This window comes from Archangium minus, from assembly GCF_044360475.1.
In the GTDB taxonomy this organism is placed as follows: Bacteria; Myxococcota; Myxococcia; order Myxococcales; family Myxococcaceae; genus Archangium; species Archangium minus.
The window spans coordinates 12545516-12571805 of sequence record NZ_CP043494.1; the positions used below are offsets into that span (position 1 = coordinate 12545516).

Annotated in this window: 24 protein-coding genes; 13 read left to right on the forward strand and 11 right to left on the reverse strand. The window is 67.1% G+C overall.

Going from position 1 to position 26290, the window contains the following annotated elements; all coding sequences use genetic code 11:
* Positions 1-186: 186 nt before the first annotated feature.
* Both F0U60_RS51640 and F0U60_RS51645 read left to right on the forward strand, forming a co-directional pair.
* Complete coding sequence (locus tag F0U60_RS51640) at positions 187-1848, forward strand: patatin-like phospholipase family protein (RefSeq protein WP_395811913.1); 1662 nt, start codon at positions 187-189, stop codon at positions 1846-1848.
* 57 nt (positions 1849-1905) lie between these two features.
* Positions 1906-4077 carry a prolyl oligopeptidase family protein gene (locus tag F0U60_RS51645; RefSeq protein ID WP_395811914.1) on the forward strand — a complete coding sequence of 724 codons (2172 nt, stop codon included), beginning with the start codon at positions 1906-1908 and terminating at the stop codon, positions 4075-4077.
* A 209-nt stretch (positions 4078-4286) separates the two neighbouring features.
* Here F0U60_RS51645 and F0U60_RS51650 read toward each other — a convergent pair whose 3' ends face one another.
* Complete coding sequence (locus F0U60_RS51650) at positions 4287-5270, reverse strand: hypothetical protein (RefSeq protein WP_395811915.1); 984 nt, start codon at positions 5268-5270, stop codon at positions 4287-4289.
* A gap of 136 nt (positions 5271-5406) precedes the next feature.
* Here F0U60_RS51650 and F0U60_RS51655 point away from each other — a divergent pair, with 136 nt between their 5' ends.
* On the forward strand, positions 5407-6213 hold the full coding sequence (locus F0U60_RS51655; RefSeq protein ID WP_395811916.1) for a PPC domain-containing protein: 807 nt from the start codon (positions 5407-5409) through the stop codon (positions 6211-6213).
* A gap of 8 nt (positions 6214-6221) precedes the next feature.
* Here the strand turns inward: F0U60_RS51655 and F0U60_RS51660 are convergent, their stop codons facing one another.
* Positions 6222-7076, reverse strand: coding sequence for an SDR family oxidoreductase (locus tag F0U60_RS51660; RefSeq protein ID WP_395811917.1), 855 nt, complete (start codon positions 7074-7076; stop codon positions 6222-6224).
* Between the two features lie 101 nt (positions 7077-7177).
* On the opposite strand from F0U60_RS51660, the gene F0U60_RS51665 reads away from it, so the two are divergent.
* On the forward strand, positions 7178-7624 hold the full coding sequence (locus tag F0U60_RS51665; protein ID WP_395811918.1) for a winged helix-turn-helix transcriptional regulator: 447 nt from the start codon (positions 7178-7180) through the stop codon (positions 7622-7624).
* Positions 7625-7673: 49 nt separating this feature from the next.
* Here F0U60_RS51665 and F0U60_RS51670 read toward each other — a convergent pair whose 3' ends face one another.
* The gene (locus F0U60_RS51670; protein ID WP_395811919.1) at positions 7674-8864 is read right to left on the reverse strand and encodes a cytochrome P450; all 1191 of its coding nucleotides are present in this window, start codon (positions 8862-8864) and stop codon (positions 7674-7676) included.
* Between the two features lie 856 nt (positions 8865-9720).
* On the opposite strand from F0U60_RS51670, the gene F0U60_RS51675 reads away from it, so the two are divergent.
* The 7 genes from F0U60_RS51675 to F0U60_RS51705 all read left to right on the forward strand — a co-directional run bounded on the left by F0U60_RS51675 (position 9721) and on the right by F0U60_RS51705 (position 17254).
* Positions 9721-10920, forward strand: a complete 1200-nt coding sequence (locus tag F0U60_RS51675; RefSeq protein ID WP_395811920.1) for an L-dopachrome tautomerase-related protein — start codon at positions 9721-9723, stop codon at positions 10918-10920.
* A gap of 159 nt (positions 10921-11079) precedes the next feature.
* Positions 11080-13338 carry a molybdopterin oxidoreductase family protein gene (locus tag F0U60_RS51680; RefSeq protein ID WP_395811921.1) on the forward strand — a complete coding sequence of 753 codons (2259 nt, stop codon included), beginning with the start codon at positions 11080-11082 and terminating at the stop codon, positions 13336-13338.
* Positions 13338-14009 carry a multiheme c-type cytochrome gene (locus F0U60_RS51685; RefSeq protein WP_395811922.1) on the forward strand — a complete coding sequence of 224 codons (672 nt, stop codon included), beginning with the start codon at positions 13338-13340 and terminating at the stop codon, positions 14007-14009. Before F0U60_RS51680 ends, F0U60_RS51685 begins: the two co-directional genes overlap by 1 nt.
* 8 nt (positions 14010-14017) lie before the next feature.
* The gene (locus F0U60_RS51690; protein WP_395811923.1) at positions 14018-14221 is read left to right on the forward strand and encodes a hypothetical protein; all 204 of its coding nucleotides are present in this window, start codon (positions 14018-14020) and stop codon (positions 14219-14221) included.
* Between the two features lie 72 nt (positions 14222-14293).
* Positions 14294-15454 (forward strand): glycoside hydrolase family 3 N-terminal domain-containing protein, encoded by a 1161-nt coding sequence (locus F0U60_RS51695; RefSeq protein WP_395811924.1) that lies wholly within the window; start codon positions 14294-14296, stop codon positions 15452-15454.
* Positions 15455-15542: 88 nt separating this feature from the next.
* Positions 15543-16307: a hypothetical protein gene (locus F0U60_RS51700; protein WP_395811925.1), complete on the forward strand. Its 765-nt coding sequence runs from the start codon at positions 15543-15545 to the stop codon at positions 16305-16307.
* Between the two features lie 11 nt (positions 16308-16318).
* Positions 16319-17254, forward strand: coding sequence for a DUF3396 domain-containing protein (locus F0U60_RS51705; RefSeq protein WP_395811926.1), 936 nt, complete (start codon positions 16319-16321; stop codon positions 17252-17254).
* Between the two features lie 15 nt (positions 17255-17269).
* Here the strand turns inward: F0U60_RS51705 and F0U60_RS51710 are convergent, their stop codons facing one another.
* A complete protein-coding gene (locus F0U60_RS51710; protein WP_395811927.1) occupies positions 17270-18898 on the reverse strand; it encodes a sigma 54-interacting transcriptional regulator in 1629 nt (542 codons plus the stop codon).
* 187 nt (positions 18899-19085) lie between these two features.
* Between F0U60_RS51710 and F0U60_RS51715 the strand changes: the two genes are divergently transcribed.
* On the forward strand, positions 19086-19529 hold the full coding sequence (locus tag F0U60_RS51715) for a hypothetical protein (RefSeq protein WP_395811928.1): 444 nt from the start codon (positions 19086-19088) through the stop codon (positions 19527-19529).
* Here F0U60_RS51715 and F0U60_RS51720 read toward each other — a convergent pair.
* Positions 19511-20389 (reverse strand): hypothetical protein, encoded by an 879-nt coding sequence (locus F0U60_RS51720; protein ID WP_395811929.1) that lies wholly within the window; start codon positions 20387-20389, stop codon positions 19511-19513. The genes F0U60_RS51715 and F0U60_RS51720 overlap by 19 nt on opposite strands.
* A gap of 84 nt (positions 20390-20473) precedes the next feature.
* On the opposite strand from F0U60_RS51720, the gene F0U60_RS51725 reads away from it, so the two are divergent.
* Positions 20474-20983: a MarR family winged helix-turn-helix transcriptional regulator gene (locus F0U60_RS51725; RefSeq protein WP_395811930.1), complete on the forward strand. Its 510-nt coding sequence runs from the start codon at positions 20474-20476 to the stop codon at positions 20981-20983.
* A 7-nt stretch (positions 20984-20990) separates the two neighbouring features.
* Here F0U60_RS51725 and F0U60_RS51730 read toward each other — a convergent pair whose 3' ends face one another.
* From F0U60_RS51730 to F0U60_RS51755, 6 genes are all read right to left on the reverse strand, one after another.
* The gene (locus F0U60_RS51730; protein WP_395825833.1) at positions 20991-21431 is read right to left on the reverse strand and encodes a type III secretion system chaperone; all 441 of its coding nucleotides are present in this window, start codon (positions 21429-21431) and stop codon (positions 20991-20993) included.
* A gap of 83 nt (positions 21432-21514) precedes the next feature.
* Positions 21515-22453 carry a hypothetical protein gene (locus F0U60_RS51735; RefSeq protein ID WP_395811931.1) on the reverse strand — a complete coding sequence of 313 codons (939 nt, stop codon included), beginning with the start codon at positions 22451-22453 and terminating at the stop codon, positions 21515-21517.
* A 102-nt stretch (positions 22454-22555) separates the two neighbouring features.
* The gene (locus F0U60_RS51740) at positions 22556-23935 is read right to left on the reverse strand and encodes a styrene monooxygenase/indole monooxygenase family protein (RefSeq protein ID WP_395811932.1); all 1380 of its coding nucleotides are present in this window, start codon (positions 23933-23935) and stop codon (positions 22556-22558) included.
* 308 nt (positions 23936-24243) lie between these two features.
* Positions 24244-24594, reverse strand: coding sequence for a DUF2019 domain-containing protein (locus F0U60_RS51745; RefSeq protein WP_395811933.1), 351 nt, complete (start codon positions 24592-24594; stop codon positions 24244-24246).
* Positions 24594-25109 (reverse strand): hypothetical protein, encoded by a 516-nt coding sequence (locus F0U60_RS51750; protein ID WP_395811934.1) that lies wholly within the window; start codon positions 25107-25109, stop codon positions 24594-24596. Before F0U60_RS51750 ends, F0U60_RS51745 begins: the two co-directional genes overlap by 1 nt.
* Before the next feature lie 672 nt (positions 25110-25781).
* Entirely contained in the window at positions 25782-26246 is a 465-nt protein-coding gene (locus F0U60_RS51755; protein ID WP_395811935.1) for an ester cyclase, read from the reverse strand.
* Positions 26247-26290: the final 44 nt, after the last annotated feature.

Consider the following 26290-nt stretch of genomic DNA (forward strand, 5'->3'; position numbering starts at 1 on the left):
CAGGACCGCCTCGCGCCTGTCTTTTCGGTGGTTTAGGGGGCATTGGGCAGCAAAGGCGCCTGTGTAGCCGCGCCCCACCGAGCTTGCAACCCACTCGCGAGCTCGGTGAGCAGCCGAGCATCACGACCTGTCACAGCCGCGTTCCCGTCACTCCCTCTGCACTGGGGACCACTGGGGGGAACGCCCATGACACCGCGAGAACTGAAACAGAGCGCACCGCAGGAGCGGGAGACGCGAGAGCAGGAGGGATGGGCGCAATGCCGGGAGCAGGTCAGCCGGGCGTTCCAAGGCCGGAAGGACAAGGTGACCCTCCAGGAGCTCACGGACCAGCCCTGCGTGCGCGCGAAGCTCGATGCGCTCCAGAGGGCCTGCGCGAACAAGGCGTTCTCCGACATCATCAACGATCCGAAGAAGTACCCGGGCTCGCTCAGGCATCAATACGTCGATCTGGTGATGGAGGGCGGGGGCACGCTGGGAATCGCGCTGGTCGGCTACATCTACGCGTTGGAGTCGGTGGGACTCCGCTTCCTGAACATCGGCGGCACCTCGGCAGGCTCCATCGCCGCGCTCTTGCTGGCGGCGGTGAACAAGGACAAGAGCGAGCCCAAGAGCGAGCGGCTCTGGGAGCTGCTCTCCCAGCTCAAGCTCGAGACCCTGGAGGACGGCGGCCCCCTGGCGCAACGCTTCGTCGAGGCGCTGCGGCAGAAGCAAACGCCTTCGACCAGCTCCTCCCTGGGCTCCAGGTTCAAGGAGCGACTCCGGGGGGTACGCCTCGGCGTCAAGCGCAGCTGGCGGGGCCTGAGGGTGCTTCCCGTCCTCTCCAAAACCCTGGGTCTCAATGAGGGCGAGGAGTTCAAGAAGTGGATCCATGCCATCCTGGAGCAGGAGGGGGTGGACTCCACGAAGAAGCTGCTCACGCGGGTGGAGCAGCCTCCGAAGGAAGAGCTCGTCCTGCGGGAGAGGGAGAAGCGGCCCCAGCAGCCCTTCACACCGGAACAGGGAGAGAACGCCCCCGAGCATAAGAAGGTCCGCTTGAAACTGATTGCCGCCGAGGTGTCCACCGGCGTCAAGGTGGACTTCCCGCTCATGGCGAAGTTCTTCTTCCCGAACTGGCAGGACGAAAGCCCCGCGCAGTTCGTAAGGGCCTCCATGTCCGTGCCCTTCTTCTTCTACCCAATGCACCTGACGGGTCTGGAGAACGTGCCACAAGCCGTCAAGGAAGAGTGGAAGGAGAAGGTCAGCGACAGTGAGCTGGGGGAGTCCTGCACGCTGGTGGACGGGGGCATCATGTCGAACTTCCCCATCAGCGAATTCCACCGAGCGGGCGTGCCCAACTCGCCCACCTTCGGAGTGAAGCTGGGCCTGGAGAAGCGCAGGATGCGCGCGCTCACCGGAGAGCGCGAGACCCCCGCGGGGTGCGAGAGGCCCGGGCTACGAAGGTTCCTGAAACACCTGATCAACAAGTACAGGCTCCGACCCCTCGGGCAGTTCGGCCTGGCCCTCTTCAATTCGGCGCGGCAGACGCTCGACAATGACTTCATTTACGACAATCCCGACTACCGGTTCCTCGTCAAGGAGATCGACACCGGCAAACACCACTGGCTCGACTTCGACCTGAGCCCGGCCGACCAGGTGGATCTGTTCCTCCGCGGCCTGGAGGCCGGAGCCCAGTTCCTCCAATCGTTCAACTGGGAGGAATACAGAAAGGTGCGAGCGCATCTCGAAGGCGTGGAGAAGCAGGTGCAGCACATGGAAAGCAACGCTTCGGTCGACGGCGTCCCGGTAGAGCAGCCTCCTCCTGTCATGGCGAAAGACCCAACCACGGAGCCCATACAACCGTCCGCGTGACGCCTTGTGCCAGCCCCCCACCGCGAGCATGCCGGAACGGTGGGCCGAAGGCTGGCCATGCTGCGTCCGATACACGGGGTGGCAGAGGTGGAGATCTCGCTGGGCTTCTTCAGCTCGCTGACGGAGGATCTCCTGATGCGGAACCAGAACCGAGCCCTGGAATTTCCCACGACGCGACGAGATTCAGCGAGCGGCTACACGCTGCACGGCAGGTGGTTTGACGATCCTTACGCTTGGATGGAGCAGCTCGACGCCCCGGAGACCCAGGCGTGGATCGCGGCGCAGGAAGCCGTCACGCACGCGGTGCTGCGCGCAGTGCCAGGACGCGATGCGCTTCGGGCAGCGGTCGCTCGCTCAGCGCGCTATGCGCGGCGCTCGCCACCGATTCACGCCGGACCCAACGGCCGCGAGTTTCTTTGGCAGGCGGACGCCAGCGACGACAAGCTCAAGTTCATGTTCAGGCGCGACAAGGACGCGCCGCTCGAGACGGTGCTCGACCCCAACACGTGGGCGAGCAACGAGGCACTGGTTTTCGCCGTGCCGTCACCCGATGGGACGCGGGTTGCGTTCGGGAAGGCCGTTGGCAGCACCCACGCCGCGGTGATCCACGTGCTCGACGTCGAGACGGGGCGACTGCTCCCCGACCGGCCCCGAGGTACAAGTCACACGTCGGTGGCCTGGCGACCCGACGCTTCAGGGTTTTTCTATGCGGCGTGTCCCGAGCCGGGCGAGGTGCCCGCGGGTGACGAGGCGCACTGGAACGCCATCTACGAGCACCGACTCGGGTCGGGCACACCGGCCCGCCGGGTCTTCGGCGACGACCGGGAGAAAGAGTACTGGTGCTCCGTCAAGGTCAGCGAGTGCGGTCGCTTCGCCGTGCTCTACAAATGGGACTACGTGCACGCCAACGTCGTCTACCTGCTGCGCCTCGCCGACGACGCGCTCGTGCCAGCGGCTCCCGCCATGCGGTCTCTCAACCAGGTGCAAGTGATTGGCGACTCGCTGCTCATCCATACCGACCTCGACGCGCCGCGCGGCCGTCTCTGCGTCGCGCCGCTGACGGCCCCGACGGAGTGGCGGACGCTCATCCCCGAGAACTCGGACACGTTGCAGACGGTCACCGGCGTCGGCGGCCGGCTCTACGCCGTCTACTCACATGCAGCATCGCATCGCGTGCGCATCCACGCCGAAGACGGCTCCTACCTCCGCGATCTGGTGCTGCCAGCACGAGGCTCTGTGAATCGCAACGAGGGAGAAGGCATCGTCAGCGGCATCAGCGGAACCTGGAGCGGCAACGAGGTGTGGGTGAACTTCATGTCGTACGTGCAGGCCCCCTCCGTCTATCGGTATGACTACGCGACGGACCGCCTATCGCCGTACCACATCCCCGACGTCGGGCTCGACGCATCCGAGTACGTCACGGACCAGGTCTGGTACGAATCGCTCGACGGGACGCGGGTGTCGATGTTCATCGTCCACCGCAAAGACCTGCCTCGTGACGGACGCCAGCCTGTGCGGCTGAACGGCTACGGAGGCTTCAACATCTCCCTGGAGCCGCGCTTCACGGCGCTCCATGCCGCCTGGCTGAAGCTGGGCGGCGTGCTTGCCTTCGCCAACGTGCGAGGGGGCGGCGAATACGGCCGCGCCTGGCATGAGGCGGCATGCAAGACGCGGCGGCAGAACGCCTTCGACGACTACATCGCGGCGGCACGTTGGCTCGTCTCGGCGGGCTACACGACGCCCACCAGGCTCGCTTCGCGCGGTAACAGCAACGGCGGCTTGCTCGTCGCCGTCGCCGCCCTGCAAGCGCCCGAGGCCTTTGGAGCCGTCTACTGCCGCGCGCCCACCCTCGACATGCTGCGCTTCCCCAACTTCGGCTTCATGAGCTCGGCGGTCGTCGAATACGGCTCACCTGAAGATCCGGTCGAGGGCGCGTATCTCGCCGGCTACTCGCCCTACCACAACATCCGAGCCGATCGCCGCTATCCCGTGATGACCTTCGTGTCGGCGTTGAACGACCGGGTCGCGCCGCCGCACGATCCACTCAAGATGGTCGCTCGGCTCCAGGCGGAAGGCACGCAGGGCGGACCCTACTTCCTGCTGCCGCTCCGGGACTCGGGACACGGCGGCGGCACCACGCTGACAGCGCTCATTGAACAAGACGTCGACGAGCTGAGCTTCTACTGCTGGGCGCTCGATGTTGCCCCGCCCAGGAAGAGCGAGGCGTAGGGATTGCCGCGGCTCGGAGGGGCTTCGCTCCGAGCCCGTTCACGGGAACAAAAGGCCCCGCTCTGACGGCACCGACTCCGCCAGGCGCTACTCCCCCGTCCTGGTGTCCTGTCTTACGGGCGTGTCCAAGCTACGGACAGCTCGGCGATGGGACCGCTGGCATCTACGCCCATCCCGTGCAACTCCCCTGAGACAGCGCGACGCGAGCGTCAGCGCTGGAAGGTGAGCGCGGGCCGGGCCGCCTTGAGCGCCTGGGCCGCCTCACGCGAGACCTGGCAGTGAGACAGCGTCACCCACTTCAGGGCGGGACCGGCCCCCTCGGCGAGCCGGGCCAGGGTGCGATCCGTCACGCAAGAGTGGCTCAGCGCAAGCCGGGTCAGGTCCGGCAGCCGCTCGAGGACCCGCGCCACGTCCTCATCGGTCACCGGGGTGTGGCACAAATCGAGCTCATACAACTCCGGGTAGGAGCACACCACCTCGAGCCAGTCTGGCCTCAGGGTCCGCCCGGTCTGTCGCGGGTTGAAATCGAGCGTGCGGATGCGGCCCTGCTTGATAATGACTCGAGCCCCGAGCCGGCAGGCCTCGCTCCGGCCTCCGGCCTCGTCGGGAAACGGCCACATCACGAGCCACTCCTCTTCACCCGCGGAGCCTCGATACACCCGCTCGACCAGCCGCCGGTTCGCCCAGAGCGACTCAACCCCCGGGCCTTCTGACGCGTATTGGCGCTCCCGGTAGCCACGCTCCGTCCACGCGCACTCCTGGGCCACGCCGCCCTCGGAGTCATGGAGCTCGAAACGTCCAGCACGCCGCCTGCGGACGACCTCGGCCACCGCTGCCGCCAACGGCTCGAACAGCCACTCACGCGGCGAGAGCCCCTCCTCGGCTTCGATATAGCTGGTCAGCCCACCTGAACAGCGCTCCGAGACGGCCCACACCCACGCGCGCCCGCCGAGTGGCACGGCCACGCGACCAATCATGTCGCCCCATTGATAGTCGAGCGAGGTGCCGTCAAGTACGACCACCTCGAGGCCAGGGTGGGACTCAGCGATGGATTTCACCGCGTCCTCCATCCGACCCGCATCGCCGTTGCCTCCGCTCCCGAAGCCGTAGGTGCCCAGGAATGAAATGAGCAGCACGGGCACGCCGTGCTCCTCGACAACCCGGTGCGTCACCTCGATGGGTGCTCCGTCCATGACGTCTCCTCCGCGCGATCGATTCCCGCCCCTGTGCCTTCCCCACCGCCATGACCCGGCACCTGATTCTCGCGGGAGACTCCCGCGAGGCTGCATGGAACAATGCTCCGCTCTCTCTCATCCAGGAGATAGCACGTTGGTTCATCCGCTTATTCGCACCCTGACCCTCGTGGGCCTGGCGCTCTCCGCTGCCGCCTGCGGCGCCCCTCCCACCCCCTCCACCACAGAGGCAGACCCCACGCTGGAGGCCGGAGAACGCCAGGCGGTCACCCAATCCCTGGCGGACTGCATTCCTCTCCCCCTCACCAACGGCGTACCGGCCACGGATATCTCCGCCAACACCAACGAACAGCGGTGCTATTCGCTGGAAGTGCCCCTGGGCGCCACCCGACTCTTCTTCGACATGAGCGGCAGCACGGGTGATGCGGACCTGTACGTGAAGTTCGGCGCCGTGCCCGGCCTCTACAGCTACGACTGCCGTCCGCTCCAGGTCGGTAGCACGGAGAGCTGCTCCATTCCCAACCCGGGCATCGGCACCTACTACGTGATGATCAACGCCTACTCGACCTACTCGGGAGCACAACTCGTGGGGAGATACTCCCTCCTTCCCTCTGGCGGCGCGCTGACCAACGGCGTCGAGTCAGCCCAGTACTCAGGCACTGCGCTCACGATGAGGTGCTTCACCCTCGACGTGCCGAGCGGGCGTACCTCGCTGGTCTTCAACCAGGTGGCCAAGGAGGTCAACAAGGGCGACGCGGACCTGTACGTGAAGCTTGGCGCCATCCCCACCACCAGCAGCTACGACTGCCGTCCGTACCAGTCCGGCAGCACCGAGACGTGCACCATCAGCAACCCAGCCGAGGGGCGCTGGTACGCGTGCTCGTATGGCTTCAGCACCTACAGCACCGTGACGATGAAGGGCACCTACTCGCCCTCGCCTTGAGAGGTGCTTCAGCGCTTGAACGCCACGGCGACCGCGTCCGCGAGCGGCGTCGTGGGACGTCCGATGAGGCGGCGCAGGTCGCCGGAGGACTCGTTCAGCTCGCCGCGAGAAGCGCCGACGTCGGAGTCCGCCAGCACCGCGGCAAAGGGCCTCGGCACACCGGCACCCTCGAGCACGCCCCGGTACTGCTCGGGCGCCAGGTTGTTGTAGGCAATCGTCCTGCCGGCCTTGCGCGACACCTCGGCGGCCAGCTCCGCCATCGTGAACGCCTTGTCTCCCGCCAGCTCGTACACCTTGTTCTCATGACCCGAGCCGGTGAGCACCGCCACCGCGGCCGCCGCGTAGTCGGCCCGGGTCGCGGCGGCGATACGGCCCTCTCCCGCGCAGCCCACGAGCGCGCCGTGCGCCAGCGCCGGCCCCAGGTTCTCGGTGTAGTTCTCCGTGTACCAACCGTTGCGCAGGAACACGTACGGCAGACCGGAGGCGCGAATGAGCTCCTCGGTGGCCTTGTGCTCCGCGGCCAGGGCCATCCGTGAGCGGTCCGCGTGCAGGATGCTCGTATAGGCGAGCAGGCGCACTCCCGCCTTCTTGGCTGCCTCCACTACCGCCTTGTGCTGCGAGGCCCGCTGCCCGACTTCACTGGAGGAGATGAGCAACACCTTCTCCGCCCCGTTGAACGCCTCCCCCAGCGTCTCCGGATGGCTGTAGTCCGCCTTGCGGACCTGGACGCCGAGCGCGGCGAGGCCGGCGGCCTTCTCGGGATTGCGCACGGCCGCGATGACCTGGCTGGCGGGGACCTTCTTGAGCAACTCCTCGATGACGAGACGGCCAAGCTTTCCGGTGGCTCCGGTGACGAGAATCATGGGGTGCCTTTCCTGGCGTGAGGACTTCGTTGAAACGCAGGACACACCCTAACGGCCTCACTCACTTTTGGTAAGTACCTACCTTGAGGTAAGCTACTGACATGACAACGAACAAGCAGCCCAAGCACCTGCGCAAGGCGATGGCGAAGTGGGCCGAGCAGCGAGGCGACCTCTACGCCGCCGCGTGTCCGTCCCGGGGCGTCCTGGAGCACGTCACGAGCCGCTGGGGCGTGCTGGTGCTCGTCGCCCTGCTGGAGGGCACGCACCGCTTCAGCGAATTGCGGCGGAAGGTGGCGGGCGTGAGCGAGAAGATGCTCGCCCAGACGCTGCACGCGCTGGAGGAGGATGGCTTCGTGCTCCGCGAGGTCTACCCGGTGATTCCTCCCCGCGTGGACTACAGCCTCACCCCCATGGGCGAGGAGGTCGCCAGGCATATCGAGGTCCTCACCGACTGGATTGAGGAGAACATGCCCCGCATCTTCGCCGCGCGCGCCCAGCACGTCCTCAAGGAGTCCGAGTCAAAGAAGGCGCCAGCCCGCTCCTCTTGAACCCGGGCACAGCGCCTGCCGTGGTGCCCGATCCCTCTAACAGTCACACTCAGGCCGGGATGAACCGGAGTGGCAGTCGCTGGGGTCCACGCACCGTGATGGCCTGGCCCCAGGTCAGCTCCGCGGGGATCCGCTCGAAGCCGCTGAAGCGGGAGAGCAGCGCCTCCAGGCCACAGCGAGCCTCCATCCGGGCCAGTTGTGCGCCGATGCAGTAGTGGACGCCATACCCGAAGGACAGGCCGGGCTGCCCGCGCTGGAGATCGAAGCGATCGGGCTCGGTGTAGTGGCGCTCGTCCCGGTTGGCCGAGGCGATGAGGGCGAGCACCACGTCCCCCTGGGGAATCTTCACCCCGGAGAGCGTCACGTCGGAGGTGACGACGCGCAACACCGCCTGAACGGGCGCCTCGTAGCGCAGCATCTCCTCGATGAACCCAGGCACCAGCGTGGGCTGCGCACGCAGCCGCGCCTGCTCCTCCGGGCGCTCCGACAAGAAGAGCAGGGAGTTGGCCAGCAGGTGGACCGTCGTCTCCAGGCCCGCGATGAGCAGGAGCACCAGGAAGTCGATGATCTCCCTATCCGTCAAGGACTGTCCCTCCACCTCCGCGCGGATCAGATCGCTGACCATATCATCGGCGGGCGAGCGGCGGCGGGCCTCGATGACCTCGGAGATGTAGCGCGTCGAGTCCGCGATGACGTTGAGCGTGCGCTGGGCGTGCTCAGGGTTCCGGGGCTCGGGCGTGACGCTGGTGATGTCGTCCGACCAGTCCTTGAACCGATGATGGAGGGAGACGTCCAACCCGAGCAGCTCGCCGATGACGAACGCCGGCAACGGCATGGCGAACTGGGAGACGAAGTCCGCCTCGCCCTTCTCCGCCAGCGCATCCACGAGCCGGCTCGCGAGCTTCCGGATGCGTGCCTCCAACCGAGTGAGGGCACTGGCGTTGAAGGCCCGGCTCACCAGCGTCCGCAGCCGGGTGTGCCCCACACCGTCCATGGTGAGCATCGAGTTGGCGAGCGGGTTGTACCCCACCCAAGGCGGCTGCCACGCCGCCTTGAACCCCTGCGAGGAGAACAACTGCGAGTTCTTGATGACGAAGGCAACGTCCTCGTAACGGGAGATGGCCCAGAACCCGGCGGGCTCTACCTGGACGACGGGGGTGTTGCGGCGCAGCTCGGCATAGCGGGGATGGGGATCGGCCCGAAATTCGGGCGCCAGGATGTTCACGCGTTGAGTCGTCACGGAGGGGCTCCAGTCTGCTCACCGTCGAGTGGCCTCGAAGGATACACAATTCCTGGCGGCCCTGGACGCGAGGGCCCCGTCAAGGCTCCACGTAGTTTGCAACCACTCCCGCCTTGTCGGTAACAGCCTGGGCTTGCGCCACGTTGTTGACCAACACGTTGTTCCTGGCCACGACCTCCCCCTTCTGCTGGAAGATGTCCTCGACGTTCCAGTGTCTCGAGCCGCAGCGGCACCGAGGCTCCGAGCCGCTGCGCTCGTCGGATTCGAGCCGACCACGCCCGCTACGCGCAGGCGCGACGGCGAGGCTAACTCAGCCACTGCAGGTTGCTTGGATGCAGGTGGTACTCACGCAGGTAGAACCCGGACAGTCTGAATTATAGAGACAGGACAGGTTGACTCTGGACCCGGAGGCACACCACTTGCCGCAATCCGTCGCGGTGTTGCAGTACCGGTTGACCTTGGGACCCGAAGCACAGAACTTGCCGCACTCCAGATTGGAGTTGCAAGACAGGCCAGCTCTGTAACCGTTATAACAATAACCAACCATCGCGGTCACACGGCCATCCGCTCCCTCTTCCGGTGCGACATCCTCCTGGGAGAGCCCAGGACTTGCGGTATCCAGTTCGCCCGCCTCTGGAGCATTGCACCCCGTAAGGAAAAACGAGATGACCATGGCAATCCACGCGTATCTATTCATGTTCCGCCCCCTGTGCCTGACAGTGAAATCAGACCAACCCAGAGTAAACACGATGTCCTCAGAAGGTGTCAAAGGACCAGGCGCGGTTCTGGACGGCTTCGGACACGGGGCCGCTCTCGCTTAACGTGCGCGCCCCCTTTCAACTCGGAGGTTCGAACCATGTCGATTCAATCATGCACACCCCGGGCGCTGTTGCTCCTGGGCATCCTCTCCGCTGGCTGCGCCACGAGCGGCAAGACGGCGCAACAGGGCGTCCAGGAGGAGCGCGGAACGGCGGCCATGCATGAGCGCTTCCCCGCGCTGGACAAGCACCCCTCGGGCCTGGAGGTGGTCGCCCGCCTCGAGCAGACGCCGGGCAACATCGCCATCACCCCCGAGGGCCGCATCTTCCTCAGCCAGCACCCCTTCGGCGGGCCGAAGCACGCGGTGGTGGAGCTGCTGCCGGGTGGCACCACGCGCCCCTACCCCACCGAGCAGTGGGCCAGCGCTCCTGGCGCGGAGGGTACGGGCCTCCAGACAGTGATTGGCGTCGAGTCGGACAAGAACGGGGTGTTGTGGATCCTCGACAACGGCAAGGGCGGCGGCGAGGGCGCGAAGCTGGTGGGCTGGGACACGCGCGGCGAGACGCTCGTGAAGACGATTCCGCTGCCCCAGCCCGTGGCAGTTCCCAACTCGTTCCTGCAGGACCTGGTGGTGGACGCCGACCGGGGCGTGGCGGTGCTCTCGGACATGGGTCGGGGTGACCTGGTCGGAGAGAGCATGCCCGCGCTGGTGGTGGTGGACCTGAAGGCGGGCCAGGGCCGGCGCGTGCTCCAGGGCCATCCGAGCCTCCAGCCCGAGGACGTCTCGCTCTCGGTCGAAGGCCGGAAGATCACCGTGCCCGGCAAGCAGGGCGGTCCGGTGGAGCCACGGCTGGGCTTCAACCCCATCGCGTTGGATCCCAAGAGCGAGTGGCTCTACTTCGGCTCCATGAGCGGCGAGACGGTGTGGCGCGTGCCGATGAAGGACGTCATCGACCCGAACCAGTCCCCGGAGGCGTTGGGCAAGAAGGTGGAGCGGTACGGGAAGAAGGCGGTGAGTGATGGAATGAGCATCGACTCGGCGGGGAACCTGTACATCACCGACCTGGGCGCCACGGCCATCGGCGTGACGAAGCCGGACGGGAGCTACGAGCCGTACGTGCGGGACGAGCTGCTGCAGTGGCCGGATGGACTGAGCTACGGGCCGGACGGGTATTTCTACGTGACGGTGAACCAGTTGCACCGGCACGCGGTGCTCAACCTGGGCAAGGCCGGCACCCAGCCGCCGTTCCTCGTGGTGCGCTTCAAGCCGCTGGCCCCGAGCGCCGTGGGCCGCTGAGCCACACGCTCCGCTGGCGGTAGCGTTCACCCGCCAGCATCCCACGCGCGAAGTCGCCCCCGGGCCGTCGATGAGCAGACAGCCCGGTGACTTTCGACACACACGCGCACGCGGTGTCCCCGGGCCTGGGGTGAGATGTCGGGCCTCGGGAGGGACACCATGAACCTGACGAGGCGAGAGCTCCTCCACTATTTCGGCGCGACCGCGGCCACGGGACTGATAGGGCCTGGGTGCATCGGCTGGACGCGCGAGGAGGCCATCCCGGTCGACTCCTGGCACAAGAGCGTGTGCCGCTTCTGCGGCTCGGGCTGCGAGACGCGGGTGGGCTTGCGCGACGGAAAGGTCGTGAAGGTCGAGGGCCTGCAAGAAGGGTGGAACCGGGGCCGGCTGTGCATCAAGGGTCTGCTCAACCGGGAGATCCTCTACGTCTCGGACCGGGCGCAGTACCCCATGGTGCGCAAGAACGGGCAGCTCGTGCGCGTCTCCTGGGACGAGGCGCTCGACGCCGCGGCTGCCGGCTTCCGCGAGGCCATTGCCCAGGGAGGGCCGGACGCGGTGGCCTTCTACGGCTCGGGGCAGCTCTTCACCCAGGAGAGCTACACCGCCAACAAGTTGTTCAAGGGCGGCATCGGGACGAACAACGTCGATGGCAACCCGCGCCTGTGCATGGCCTCGGCGGCGTTCGGTTACAAGTCCGTGTTCGGCGCGGACGAGCCCTCGGGCTGCTACGACGACATCGAGCACGCCACGCTCTTCTTCGTCATCGGCGCCAACATGGCCGAGTGCCACCCGGTCGTCTGGGAGCGTGTGCGCGATCGCCTGCGCACCGCGCCTCAGACACGAGTCATCGTGGTGGACCCCAGGCGCACGCCCACCGCCCGCGACGCCACCCTGCACCTGCAGATACGGCCCGGCACGGACGTGGCGCTGCTCAACGCCATGACCTACGAACTGCTGCGCACCGGGCTCGTGGACTCGACCTTCATCAACAACTTCGTCACCTTCCGCAAGGGCACGGCGGACTCGCCGCCGCTCACCCTGGAGAACTTCCAGAAGTTCCTCGAGGACTACGCGCTGGAGAAGGTGGCCAACCTGTGCGGCCTGTCCACGGCGGAGATTCGCGAGGCCGCGCGCCTCTTCGGCATCTCCCAAGCGGCGATGAGCTTCTGGACCATGGGGCTCAACCAGCAGACGCACGGCGTGGCGGCCAACCGGATGATGATGGCGCTGCACCTGCTCACCGGGCAGATCGGCCGCCCTGGGACGGGACCCTTCTCGCTGACGGGCCAGACCAACGCGGGAGGAGGCGTGCGCGACACGGGCTCGCTGGCGCACGCGCTGCCGGCCGGGCGGGTCGTCACCAAGGAGAAAGACAGACACGAGATGGAGAAGCTCTGGGGTCTGCCCGAGGGCCGCATCTCGCCCAACCCGGGCCTGTCCGCCGTACCGCTCTTCGAGGCCATGCGCGAGGGCAAGGTGCGCGCGGCCCTGGTGATGGCCACCAACCCGGCGCGCTCGCTGCCCAACGCGGACCGCTACCGCGTGGGCATGGAGAAGGCCTTTCTCGTCGTCAGCGACTCCATCTTCCCCACCGACACCGCGCAATACGCCGACGTCTTCTTCCCCGCGGCCATGTGGTCGGAGAAGGAGGGTGTCCTCTCGCAGTCCGAGCGTCGCTACCACCTGGTGGAGAAGCTGGTGGAGCCCCCGGGCGAGGCACGCTCGGACCTGGACATCCTCGTGGCGCTCGGCGAGCGGCTCGGCCATGGCGCGCTGCTGAAGGCTCGCACACCCGAGGCGGTCTGGGACGAGTGGCGGATGATTTCCGCCGGTACCCCCTACGACTTCCGTGGCATGACCTACGCGCGGCTGAAGGCGCTACCGGGCCTCACCTGGCCTTGCCCCACCGAGCAACACCCAGGCACCTGCCGCCGCTACGTACCGGGGGAGGATCCGCTGGCGAAGAAGGAGGGGCGCATCGACTTCTACGCCCGACCGGACGGACGCGCCATCGTCTACCTCTCCGAGCAAGGCCCCTTCCGGGAGGAGCTCACGAGCGACTACCCGATGACCCTGACCACCGGGCGCCGGTTGGAGCACTGGCACACCGCCACCCTCACGGGACGGATTGCGCAGCTGCAGAGCATTGACATCGACTACCTCGAAATTCACCCCGGCGACGCGGCGGTAATGGGCGTGAAGGAGGGGGACATGGTGCAGGTGACGAGCACGCGCGGCTCGGTGCGGCTCAAGGCCCTGCCCAGCATGCGGGTGCGGCCCGGGGTGGTGTTCGCGCTGATGCACTCGACGGAGCACCTGGTGAACGCGGCGACGAGCGACTACCTGGACCCCACCTCCGCGCAGCCCGAGTACAAGCTGGCCGCGGTGCGGGTGGAGCACGTGAAGGAGGGCACGTGATGAGCGCCTGGTCCGTGTGGGCGATGGTCGCTCCCGAGCCTCCTCACGGTGCCACCCTGGGCGGCACGCTGGAGGTGGTCGCACTGCTGTGCATTGGTGTGGCGGTGCTGGGGCTGCTGCTGGTGGAGTTTGTCTTCAAGTCGAGCATGGCGCGCTCCACGTACCGGTGGACGCTGCTGCTGGGTCTCTTCGTGCTGCCAGGCGTGGCGCTGCTGGGCACCACAGGGCACATGTTCGAGTCGATGAAGGCAGTGGAAGCCTGTCAGTCCTGCCACGTGATGGACCCCTTCGTGGCGGACATGCACAACTCCCAGAGCGCCACGCTGGCGGCGCGGCACTACCGCTCGGGCGCCATCCCCGCCAAGCAGTGCTACGCGTGCCACACGGGCTACGGCATCTTCGGCACCGTGGAGTCCAAGCGAGACGGTTTCCGCCACTGGCTGCTGTACGTGACGGACACGTGGAAGGAGCCCATCACGTACAAGGGCACCTACCCCAATGCCAACTGTCTGGCCTGTCACGCCACCGCGCCCGCCTTCCTCCGGGTGGACAGCCACAAGGCGCTGGGGAAGCAGCTCGCGAATGATGAGATGAATTGCTTCACCTGCCATGGGCTGCCACACCCGCCCCGGCCGACCCGCGCCCCCACCCGCGTCACCGCGAACCCGTGAGCCTTGCCATGCACGCGCCCTCGCCCGACAAACTCATCCGCGCTGCCGTCCTGCTCACCGTGGTGGGCCTATTGTTGATGCTGCCCATCCTCTTCTCCATCCGCGCCAGCTTCGTGGGCTTCTACATGCTGGGCAGCCTGCTGCTCGGGGTGTCCATCACGCTGTACGTGGTGGCCGTGGTGCGCGAGCTGCGCCGCGGCGGCGCGCTGTGAGCCACGAAGAGGCTCAGAAAACCCATCGGTAGCCCGGCCGCCCGCCGTGCTCGCGACCGGACATGCCATCGAATGCCTCTGAATCTGTTCGGGCTGACGAACTCCTCCATGGAAGACTGTGCCGCCATGCGAGGCGTGCTCCGTTCATCGCTCATCTTCCTGACGCTCGTTCTGTCCGTCGTAGCCGGAGAGGCCGCGGCCTCGGGAAAGCAACCGGGCTTCCATGACCGCGCGCCCGACGAGGCCCGCGTGGAGCGAGTCCTCCAGTCTCTGTCCTTGCGCGAGAAGGTGGGGCAGTTGCTGCTCGCCTACCCGCAGGTCGGCAAGCAGAACCCGGTGGAGGTGGGCGGGGTGCTGTTCGTGGGTGGGACGCTGCGCAAGCTCGACGCGGCGAAGGAGCGCATCCGCTCGTCCCGCGAGCGCGCCCGGGTGCATCCCTTCTTCGCGGTGGACATCGAAGGAGGCGGCTTCAACCGTCTCAGCCGACACCCCGCGCTCGGGGCGCTCCCATCCGCACGGGAGATGGCCACGATGGAGGACGCCGAGGTCGAGAGCTGGGGCGTGCGCGTCGGGAAGGCGATGCGAGAGGTGGGGCTCAACATGAACCTCGCGCCCGTGTTCGACGTGTCACCCAAGGGGCACATGTTCCGCAACGGGCGCGCGTTCTCCGGGGACCTCGAGGTGGTGAAGCAGAAGGCCACCGCATTCGCTCGAGGCCTGTCGAAGGCGGGCGTGGTCTCCATTGGCAAGCACTTCCCGGGCTATGGAGACCTCGACGCGGACTCGGACCATGTCCACGCCATCGCGGACTGGGAGGTGGAGCGCGTGCGGCGGGAGGCGGCGGCGTTCCGCGCGGCGGAGCGGTTCCTCGGCGGCGTGATGATGTCGAACATCGTCTACGAGAAGTTCGGCCCGGCGCCCGCCATCCTCGAGCCCTCGCTCGTCGCCATGGCCCACGAGGGCGGATGGATTTCGGTGACGGACGACGTGGCCATCCGCGCGCTGGCCGAGCACCTTGGCACCGAGCGCGAGGAGGTGGTGCGGCGGGCCTTCCTCGCGGGAAATGATCTCATCCTCACCACCGAGCCACCGGACTGGTCAGGAGGCCTGGACTACTTCGGAATCCTGACGAAGCTAGCCGGGTCGGAGCCGAAGATGGCGGAGCAACTGGACGCGGCGGTCCGACGGGTGCTGCGCATCAAGGACCGGATGGGATTGCTAGACGGGATGTAGCCAGGATTGTGGCTAGAGTGCCTGTCCCATGCCCCTGAATGCGAACAGGCTCCATCCCGACCGAAGCGCGTGCTGGCGGTTCACGAGCATGCTCCTGGCCAGCATGCTCCTCGGAGCCTGCGCCACCCATCCCGCTCGCTCCGGCGCGCGTCCTCGCAGCGACCTGCGCCTCGACACGGAGTCCGTCGCCCGCGTGCGTCACGCGAGCCTGCTGGGCACGACGACGACCTCCGCGGCGCCTCTGACCGTGGCTTCCTCGCTCGCCCGGGTCGCCCCCGTGCTCCTCGTCGTACTCGGGAATCATGGGAAGGTGGACGAGTTGGAAGAGAGCCTCAAGGAGTGCGCCAGGCAGGCCGAGTATCAGGTCAACTCCTCACTCTTTGGAAACCGTGCGCCCACGCGAGAGGAATGCGGCGAGGAGTTGGAGGTGGACGGCTGCGGTGAGCCCATCACCCGAGCCATGCTCCTGGGTCGACAGAAGCACGTCATCGCCCTGGCATGCGCTCGCGAGGTTCTCACCGAACTCTGGCCTGCCCCTTTCAGCATCGAACAGCGCTACCGCTACTATCGGGCCAGCCGGTTCATCGAGACCATCAGCCAAGAGGAGGAGCAGCGCCTCATCGACCAGGGCTGTACCCGCGAACTGTGGCGCACCATCAAGCCCGATATCGTGCTCCACAAGGACTACAATCTCCTCCAGGCAGTGATCATCCTCGACTTCAAGTTCCCTTGTCCGCCCACCAACCCCGCGCAGTGGAAGCAGTATGGACAAAAGAGCGCCTATTCCGGCTTGAATCAAGGTGAGGTCTACAAGGAAGCGCTGGGTGGAGAGGTCTTCCTCCTCACGCCATGAGGACGATTCAGATGAAGGAACGCATTCCCGTCATCCGGGCACGGACGGACAATGGTTTCCTGGTGGCCCGTGACGGCATCATCCTTTGCTTCTTCATGCGCCGCTCACACGCAGAAGTGGCGCCAGCCGTGTGGAGGGCTCTGCACACCTATCTTCATGCCATTCCTCCCCGGTCCTTGAATTGGTACGTCGCAGCCGAAGGGGGCACCCTGCCGCTCGACGGCGAGGAATGGGGACACATCCGTGAGGACATGCTCGAACGTCCCTGCCCGGTCTCCCGCAGCATCTATCTGCAGGAGCAGCGCGATGAGCCGGGCGGCTACAACTTCGAATACTACGGCCGTCGGCTCGATGCCCCGTTGTTCGCTCAAGATGAGGACTCCACCTGTGCCGTGAGTTTTACCCTCCCCACCGAGTACTTGATGGAGCACGGTCCCGCACGAGTCCGCGCCCTCGCCCTCGGGATCGCTCGCGAGTTGCCCCTCAGCTTCGGCTACACCAGCCTCGCCCTCATCGCGCCCAACACGGGGTGGTACGCAGCTCGCCGTACGGTTCGTGAACTGCGCGACCGCTATCCAGGCCTGGATATCTATAACCTCGAGCAGACCAGCCGGGTCCTCGGAACCCGCGCGCGAGGCGCCTACTGGCTCACCTTCCTCGGCCAGCCTTTGTTGGGCCAACTCGGAGGTCTCGAGAGTCTGCGGCAGCGGCTTCCCTTCTCAGACATCTCCTTCCACTCCCTTGATGACGAACGCGTGCTGCTCACCCTCGGAGAGTGGCCCGAAGCCATCGACACCACGCAGGAATGCCCTCCCCCCCAGCTCCTCGCCCTCGCTCGACTGCTCGAGCCTTTCATCTACGAGGAGGAAGTCACGGGCTGGTTCGTCCACGACGACAAGGAGGGAATGGAGGACATGCGCCGCTGGATACGCCGCTTCTGTCCCTGAGCAGGGCAGCGTGGTTCACCGCTTCCGGCGGCGCGACTCGCGCTCGTAGCTCTTGAGCTTGCGGTAGAGCGTGGTCGCGCCGATGTCCAGCTCCTGCGCTGTGCGCGTCCGGTTGCCCCCGTTCCTCGCCAGCACCGCGAGGATGTACTCGCGCTCCAGTTCCTCCAGCGTGCGCACTGCCCCCGTCAGCGCGGGGGCGGGCAGCGCCACCCGAACGTCCTCGGGCAGGTCCTCCAGCTCGACGCGAGGCCCCCGCGAGAGCGCGACCACACGCTCCATCGCGTTGCGCAGCTCGCGCACGTTGCCCGGCCAGTCGTGCCGCTGGAGCTGATCCGCCACGTCCGTGCCCAGACCCGGCGCCGCGCGCCCCATCTGCCGGGCCGCGTCCACCAGGAACACCTGCGCCAGCGGGAGGATGTCCTCGCGCCGCTCGCGCAACGGCGGCACCGTCAGCTCCACCACCCGCAGCCGGTAGTACAGGTCCTTGCGGAAGCGCCCCGCCGCCACCTCCTCGGCCAGGGGCCGGTTCGTCGCCGCCACCACGCGCACGTCGATGGGCCGTGAGTGGTTCTCCCCCACCCGCCGCACCTCGCGCTCCTGCAACGCGCGCAGCAGCTTCGCCTGCATGCCCAGCGGCATCTCGCCAATCTCATCCAGGAAGAGCGTCCCGCCCGCCGCCGCCTCCAGCAGCCCCACGCGCTCGTGCGTCGCCCCCGTGAAGGCCCCTCGCGCATGGCCGAACAGCTCCGCCTCCAGCAGCGACTCCGTCAGCGCCGCGCAGCTGATGGCCACCAGCGGCCCCGCCGCCCGCGCCGACTCCTCGTGCACCCGCCTCGCCACGCGCTCCTTCCCCGTGCCGCTCTCGCCAATGACGAGCACCGTGGCCTCGCTCCTCGCTGCCCGCTTCGCCAGGTCCACCACGCGCCGCATCCCCGGACTGCGCGCCACCAGCCCGCCAGGCCCCTCCGGCTCGCCCACCACTTGCTCCAGCGCCCTCGCCCGCTCGCGCAGCTTGCGCTCCGTGCGCTTGAGCGCGCTCGCCACCTGGTGCAGCGAGGCGTCGAGCACCTCGCCCTGGAAGTACGGCAGGTGCTCCTCGAGCTGGCTCCCCCACTCCTCCAACGTCCGACCCGCGAAGTGGCACGCGGCGTCTCCCCTCGCCACGCACCGGTCCTCCAGGACGTAGATGGGCCGGCCCGCCGCTCGGCTCATGTAGCCGCTGGCGAAGCCGCACTGGGTCCAGCACGAGGGGGACTGCGCGCGCCCCAGGTGCAACAGGTGCTGCTCCGCCTCGTATGAGTCCTCGACGGTGGCGCCCCGGGCCGCTAGGGGGTCGCTGTCCTCCCGCCGGATGCGGATGAGCCCTTGTAGGGTGTGGATGAGCCCCCCGGCCGCCTGCCACTCGGCGTCGCTGCTCCATTGGAAGCCGGTACGCAGCGCTTCCGCCATGCGCCAGCCGTGGGCGTAGCCGAAGCGCGTCAGCACCGCCCTCGCCCCCGCAAGGCCCAGCATCTCCACCAGTTGCTTGCGCAGCATCCCCATCGCTACCGCGTCCAGGATGAGCGCCCGCTCGCCCGCGAAGCGGACACCCTCCCGTGGGTCCACCCCCAGCAGCATGTCGATACGCAGGTCCTCGGCTCGCATGGGCGACTTTTTCATTTTGAACGAACAGTAGTTCGTTTCGACCGATACGCCCATGCCCAGGGCCCGCCAACTCCTCGGACGCACAAGGGTGGTTGAAATGGCCCGGAGATTGCTGTGTTTCGGAGCGACCCGGGGCGGCCACGCGAGAAGCGGGAACCCTCGCTCCCGTGGCGGCCAGGAGGACGGGGTGTCGTTCAAACGAGAGACGCTGGAAGACGGCGCGGTGCGGTTGTCGAGCGAGCGGTGCAGCTTCACCTACCAGCGGCCACGCCCGGGGGTGGTGTCCATCTTCATCGTGGGCAATGACAAGGGCGAGTTCGGCACCGCGCCCATGGACGAGCTGCGCGAGGACATCCGCCGCTACGCCCCCGTGGAGCTGTTCTTCGAGATGGATGAGGTCACCGGGGCCAACCTGCCCGTGCAGGAGGCCTGGACCGAGTGGTTCAGCGCCAACCGCTCGGCGCTCAAGAGCGTGAGCATCCTCACGCACAGCAAGTACATGCACTTCACCGCCGAGGTGGTGAAGCTCTTCTCGCGCACCGGCGAGCTCATCCGCGTCTACCTGGACCCGGAGCCCTTCCAGGAGGCGCTCCAGCGCGCGGCGCCCGGGGCTCAGAAGGCGCAGAAGTAGAGGGCCTCGTCGTCTTCCAGGATGAGCTCGGCCTTGTCGCCGCGCCGCACGGCCAACATGAAGTGGTGCCCCTCGTAGCTGCGGAAGCCGAGCACCACCACCACGGGCCCCGTCTGGCCAAGCTGGTACGCGGCCAGCGGTCGCGGCACGTCCACCTCCATCTTGTCGTCATAGAGGTTCAGCGGCGTCTTCTCGCTGCCCGCCATGTCTCCCTTGGCGAGGGCCTTGGCCGCGACACGCCGGCCCTGGAGGTACACGGTGAGCTGCCCGCGCAGCTTGCCCGTCTTCGTGAGCAGGAAGCTGAGTCCCCCGGCCTCGAAGGCCCGGACGTCCTTGCTCGCCGCCGTCTTGCCCCTGGGGAGCGCGACGCCCAGCGTGTTCGCCGGCACCTCCTTCACCGGCAGCGAGGTGGCGCCCTCGGCGCTCCCGGGCGGGAGAATCCAGACAGGGCCTTCGGGTAAGGGCTCGGCGGCGCCGAAGCCCGCGAGCGTGGCCGTGTTCTCCTCGCAGCCGTAGTGCACGTCCGAGGTGCCCAGGTACGTGCCCTCCCGTACGCCCGCGGTGGAGAGGAGTGTCACCTTCGTCCCCGTGGGAACAGCCTTCCAAAAGTCTGAGAAAAGCACGGCCCGCGCGTCCGGATGCTCGGGCGTCCAGTACTGCTGATGCTTTGCACCCGACTTCACCGTCGCGAAACCCAACCACCCGGGCAATCCCTTCCAGCGAGGCTCCGGCAACGGCACGGGAGCCTTGTCGGCTCGCGCCTGCTTCGCCGAGCCGGAGCTCGCGTCCGGAGTGTCTTGTGTCGCGGCCAGGGCTCGACCACCACCGGAGAGCACACCCAACAGGAGAACCAAGGACAAGGAAGAGGAGCGCATAGGGATTGGAAGCCTATCGCGATATGTCCGCGCGACCCGCGCGTTTGGGGAGTCAACGGAGGCATCCCCATGGCGGAACTGGCGTCAGAGGTGCGTGTGGTGGTCGCGCGGTTGAGGAATCTCTTCGTTGACATCGCCCGGCAGGGGGCCTTCGCGAACCCCCTGGACGAAATTCCCCACGCGGAGCTCGAGCCTCGGCAGCTTCAGGCGCTCTGGTGGCTTCACGCCGAGGGGCTCCTCACCGTCAACGCGCTGGCCGAGCGGATGGGCCTGGCCATGCCGCCCATGACACGCCTGTTGGACAGGCTGGAGGAGTTGGGGCTCGTCGTGAGGCACCGCGGCACGCGCGCGGACAAGCGGCACGTCCTGGTGCGCCTCACCGAGAAGGGCCGCGTGGCGGGAGACGAGGCTGACGGAGTGGTGCAAGAGCGTCTGGCGCGCCTGCTGCTGCCCCTGGAGGGTGAATACCGCAGCGAGCTGCTCGACTCCTTGGAGCGCTGGGTGGAGGCGCTCGCACGCGAGCCCGAGCCCGCGCCTGCGCCCGCTCCCGTGGGGGGAAACCGCCTCACCGCCGCGTGAAGCCGACTCAGTGTTTCTGGAGCTCCTCCGGGTGGAAGACGCGCGAGGCCACCCGGTCCAGCACCTCGTCCCCCCACACGACGCTCGCCTTCCCCAGCCGCTTCATGTCCTGGGCGAAGGCCTTGCCGTCGGGCATCTGCGTGTAGACGCGGCTGAGGAAGAGGCCACGGTTCTCGCGCTCGTAGTCCACGGTGCCACCTCCCGTGTCCGTGCCCTCGCGCGCCTCGGCCTCGAAGCCCTCCAGCACGCCCGGCTTGGGCGGCTCGCGGAAGCGGTAGACGAGCGCGCTGCACTCGAGCGACTTCGTGTCCTCGTGGTACTCGAAGTAGAGCTGGGCCCCGCCCACGGCGATGCCGCCGAAGCCCTGTGGGTTGAGGCCCGGGCTCAACACCGCGCCCTGGGCTCGCGAGTACCAGCGCACGAGCTCCTGCGCCGCCTCGCGCGTCATGGGGCCGCCGCTCGCGGGCGGAGGTGTGGACAGCGCGAGGCCCACCGCGGACATCAGCCACTGGAGCATGGTGTGGTTCTCCGTCACTTGCCGGCACGAGCCTGGTCGAAGGGCACGCGCTGCGGCAAGTAGGCATCGTTCAGCCCGTGGGTGCCCTGGAGGCCGGAGCCGTGCTCGAAGCGGCGCACCACCGCGCCCTTGCCCGCGTCACGCATCCACTCGTCCAGGCCCTTGCCGTTGCCCTGGCCGAACCACGTGGGCACGATGTCCTTCGTGTTGACGTAGTGCACGTAGTTGGGGCCATCCGGGTAGCGGCCGGCGGCACCGCCGAAGGTCTCCACGTTCACCCGGCCCAGCAGCTTCTCCACGTCGCCCTTGGACATCCCATCCTCGATGCGCAGCCGGTTGGCCACATCGTTGAGGGCGCGGCTGGTGACGAGGCCGCCCTGGCTGTGCGCCATCAGGTGCACCGAGTGCCCCGCCTTCAGCTCCGCGTAGACGCTGTCCGCCAGCGAGTCCACGGCCGGGTTGTGGCCCTTGTCGAGCTTGTCCTTCACGCACTGGGCGAGGTCGGCGACCATGCCCTCGGTGGCATTGTGCACGCCAATCACCCGAGCCCCGGTGCGATCGGCGATCTGCTGCATGCTGCCGAGCTGCTGGTCCTTCGTATTGGAGATGCCGTTGACGTAGATGAACGTCTCGGAAGGGTTGGGATTGTTGCGCGGGGTGACACCCGGGACCTGGCTCAGCGGAGTGCCGGCAGGGAACGTCTTCCCGCCGGCGCCCACCAGGTGCCCGTCGTACACGCGGTCCGGCTTCGAGCCCCCGAAGAGGCCGCCCAGCGCGCTGAGCCTGTTCGTGGCCTTGTCCTCGAAGCCATCAACGAACTGGCCCACCCGGCGGCCCCCCTCGGCCACGGTGTTGCTCACCTGGCCCACGGTCTGCTGCGCCTTCTCCACCGCGTGCTGCGTGCCGGTGCGCACGGTGTTGAACAGGTTGCGACCGCGCTCGATGGGATTCATGGGGGGCTCCGGCGAAAGGCTCGGGAAAATCCGTTGAGGAATTCTCGCGCGCTGAGGAGCCCGAGTTGCGTCCCCCTTCTCACCTTCGTTTAACGCGGGAAGTCATGGACGGGCGGAGACGAGCGGCGGGTGCCGCGGATCCAGGCCGAGCTTCTGGCGCAGTTGGCCCCGCGCCACGCCCAGCCCACCCCGAGCCAGGGCCGCGAGCCACGCCCCTCCGGTGGTCTCCGCGATGAAGCTCCGCATGCGGCGCGAGTCCTGGAACACGGGCGTCAGCGTGGCGGGGTCGTTGAAGTTCTCGGAGAAGGCGTCGGCCAGTTGCTGCTCTGCGCTCCGGTTGCCCTCGCGGCCGTCACTGCCGTACTGCGCCATGAACAGCTCGCGCGCGGAGGGGGTGAGGGGCTCCAATAGAAGGTTGTTGAAGGTGTACGTCGGGTGTCCGTGCCGCGCGTAGAAGCGCTCGAAGGTGGCGCTCATCCATGCCGCGTCGAAGGGCCGGTCCCCGTGCTCGGCCACGCACTCGAGCAACGTGCGCACCTGCTTGCACCCGCTGTTGGCCCCCTGTCCGCCGATGGGGTCCAACGACGTCACCGTGTCGCCCAGCCCCATCACCTCGCGCCCCGAGGGCAGCCTCCCCACGGGCCGGCGCACCGTGGGCGTCACCGTGCCCACCAGCCAGCCGTGTGGATCCGACAGCTCGGCATCTCGGAACCAGTCGGCGTCCCAGGGGATGAGCTCGCGGAACAGCCCCTTGGCGAGCTCCACCGCCTGCTCGCCGCTCCGGACCTCGCGGAACCGGTCCAGTGGCCCACCCGGCTTCGCCTCCACGAGCACGTTCCAGCTCGGGCCCACGTCCTTGTGGAAGTAGGGCATGTAGAAGACCTCGCCCACTCCGGGGAAGACGTTGAACTTCACTGGGACGAGGGGCAGGTCGTCGAAGCGCATCCTCGGGCCCTTGATGCACAGCAGCGTGAGCTGGCGCTGGGGCGCGTTGTAGACGCTGCGAGCCGCGTCCCGCTCGAACAGCCGACACAGCTCCGCGCGGCCTGCCGCCACCAGGGTGAGCTCGTGCGCGGCGGCGATCTCCTCCAGGCGCGCCACCGTCACGGACTCGAGCTCGATGCGCCCGCCGCGCTCGACCAGGTCCTTCATCCACCGGTGGCTCTGCATTCGCACGTCGACGGCCTGGAAGGGACGGCGCATGCGGCCCGTCAGCGTGAGCAGGCGATTGCGCGGCTCGGGGCAGACGAGGAGGTGTACCCCCTGGGCCCAGAGCACCTGGGCATCCCAGTGGTTGAGGCCGAGCTCGCGCTCCAGTTGCAGGGATAGGTCGAAGCGCGCCGCCGTACCCGTGGGCCGGACCTGGAGCCACTGCTCGGGCGTCTTGTCCGAATAGAGCGTTACCTGATGGCCCGCCTTGCGCAGGCCGTGTGCGGCCAGGAGTCCAATGATTCCCGAGCCGATGATTCCGATGTTCCGCATGTCTCCCCCCTCAATCGGGCACAGTCACGACGAGGGGAGTCCAACAGGTCCGGGGGGTGATGTCACGCGCACGGCTCGCTCGGGTCTGGCCGGACCTGGAGTGCTACTCCTCCGGGTGCTCCTCTCCTCGTGCGGTGCCTCGGCGTCAGTTGTCGAACGCGGCGTCGAACGCGGCGATCGCTTCCTCGATGGAAACGAACGGTCTTGAGCGTTCTTCAGGAGCCACCTTGTTGGGCTATTCATCTCTGGGCCCCGCTTGCCGCTCCGAAATCGCGGCTGTGTACTTGCTCTCGAGGCGTTGCCAAGGGCTATTCCGGATCGAGTGCCCAGGTGCCATCATCCCAACGCCTCAGTGTCATGATCGCTCCGATTGCCGCCACTCCGCCCTCCTTCGCCGCCGCTTCCAAAACCGCCCTGGATTCAGCTGTCCGATAGCGGAGTAGGAACGCAGCCGCCATAGCGCGAACATCCGTTCGGGGGTGCGTCAACAGCACCGCGAGGGCATCTCGCCCAGCATTTCCCTGAGCCCGTAGTTCCATCAGTGCGGCGGTGTACTGCTTGGCATGTTTGTTCCCCGCCTTGGCATCGCCTCTCTGGATGGCATCGTTCTGCGCGGCCACGTTCTGAGCGAACTGTTCGACAAGCTCCTCCAACTTCATCACCAGAACCCCTTCGTTACGTTCTCGATGGCCAGCAGCCCGAACTCGCGCTGGGCCTCGTAGGACTGAGTGCTCAACCACTGCCGTACGGTCAGCGTATACGACTGCGTGATGTCGTAGCGGATCGACGAGTAGATCGAGCTGAGGCGGGTGTGGATACCCTTGTCCAACGAGACGATGTTCTCTGTGTTGTGAAGGGACTCGGACCCGAACCGTTTCACGTTGCCCGGCGTCTGCTCGATGATGTGGTGCCACTCCTTCCCTGGGCCCGCCGAGCCCATGGCCTTCTTGAAGCCGCTGAACGAGCCCCACGCCCTGAACCCATTGGAAGAAGCATTGGCAGCGGTGCCGCTCATAGCCTGGACCGTCGTGGCAACAGCACCAGGAGCAAGAGCGATGGTGACGGTCTCGGCGTTCACGGCAACCGTCTCCACTTCCCCCACTGCCGAGAGACGGATGCCCACCTGCGTCTCCGCCTGGACCGCCGCCTGTCTCGCGCCGGGCAGCTTCGTCACCGTCGCGGCTTTCCGTCAGCAGGCGCAGACAGTCTCCGGGTCTCCCTGTGCGTTCGCACCAGCGCAGATAGGCGCGAGTCACCTCCACTTCCGCCGCCGTTGAGTCTCCCTCCAGCAGATCGCCCGGCACGTGCGCAGTGAGGCGGTGGCTGCGTGTCTCATACGTGTATGAGCCGCTCCGCGCCTCCACTTCGAACAGCCGCCGGGCGGATTCCTGCGGTCGAGCGGGAGGTCGCGTATCCCGGGCAAGCGTCGCCACGGCCTCCTCGAATTCGTCATCGTCCAGTTCCACCGGAACGGAGTCATTGTGCGGAGCGAAGACAATGGGCGCGTCCCGTCCCGTATCCAGGCGCACCACCCGAGAGGCCGTACCACACCCGACGAGGAGCACCATCAACGTGGTGGTGAAGTACAGATTCATGGGTATCCAGTCCGAAGGATCTCCCAATGATACGGCAAAGCCCAAACCTCGGCTTCGCTCCGCACGAACCACGTGATGTTGGCTCACCAGCCCCGGTGGCTCCTCTCACCGATTTTGAAACTTTTGAAGCTCGAAACGAGAGCGCACTTGGGAGCATGCGGCGCGACTGGCTCCTCGTCCGCCTGCTCTTGGAGTGCCCTTTTCATGGGGGTGGCTGTCTTGATTACCCTGCCACAAAGCGAGCCCGGCCCTTAGCTCTGGGAGAGCCCGGACCCATCGCGCTCGCCGGAGGCCCTGGCCATAGGCCCCAGTGGCTTCACCAATCCGAGCTGCACCAGGTAGCCGAACGTGTCCCACTCGCTCGAGTCCTCGATGATCTTCCCCTCCTCGAACTCGGCGACGGTGATGCCCTGCAGGTGAATGCGCTGGCCCTGCGGCTCCACGTCCAGCAACCGCCGAGCGAGGTTGCCCTCCATCCACCACCAGATAATGGCCGTGTTCCCCTCCACATAGAGCCCGAGGATGCGCGCCTCCAGGTTCGGGAAGCAGGCGCGTAGCAAGCGCACGTACGCCTTCACGCCCTGGAGGTCCGCGTCGCCTACCAGCGGATCATGTCCCACGTAGTCGGGGTGGCACAGCTCATCGAGCACCTCCACCCTGCCCTGGCCGTAGACCTCCTCGATGATGCGCCGGGCTGCTTGCTTGAGGTTGGACATGGCGTTCCTCCTCCAACAACAAAGGTAGGAACGGGCTCCGAAGG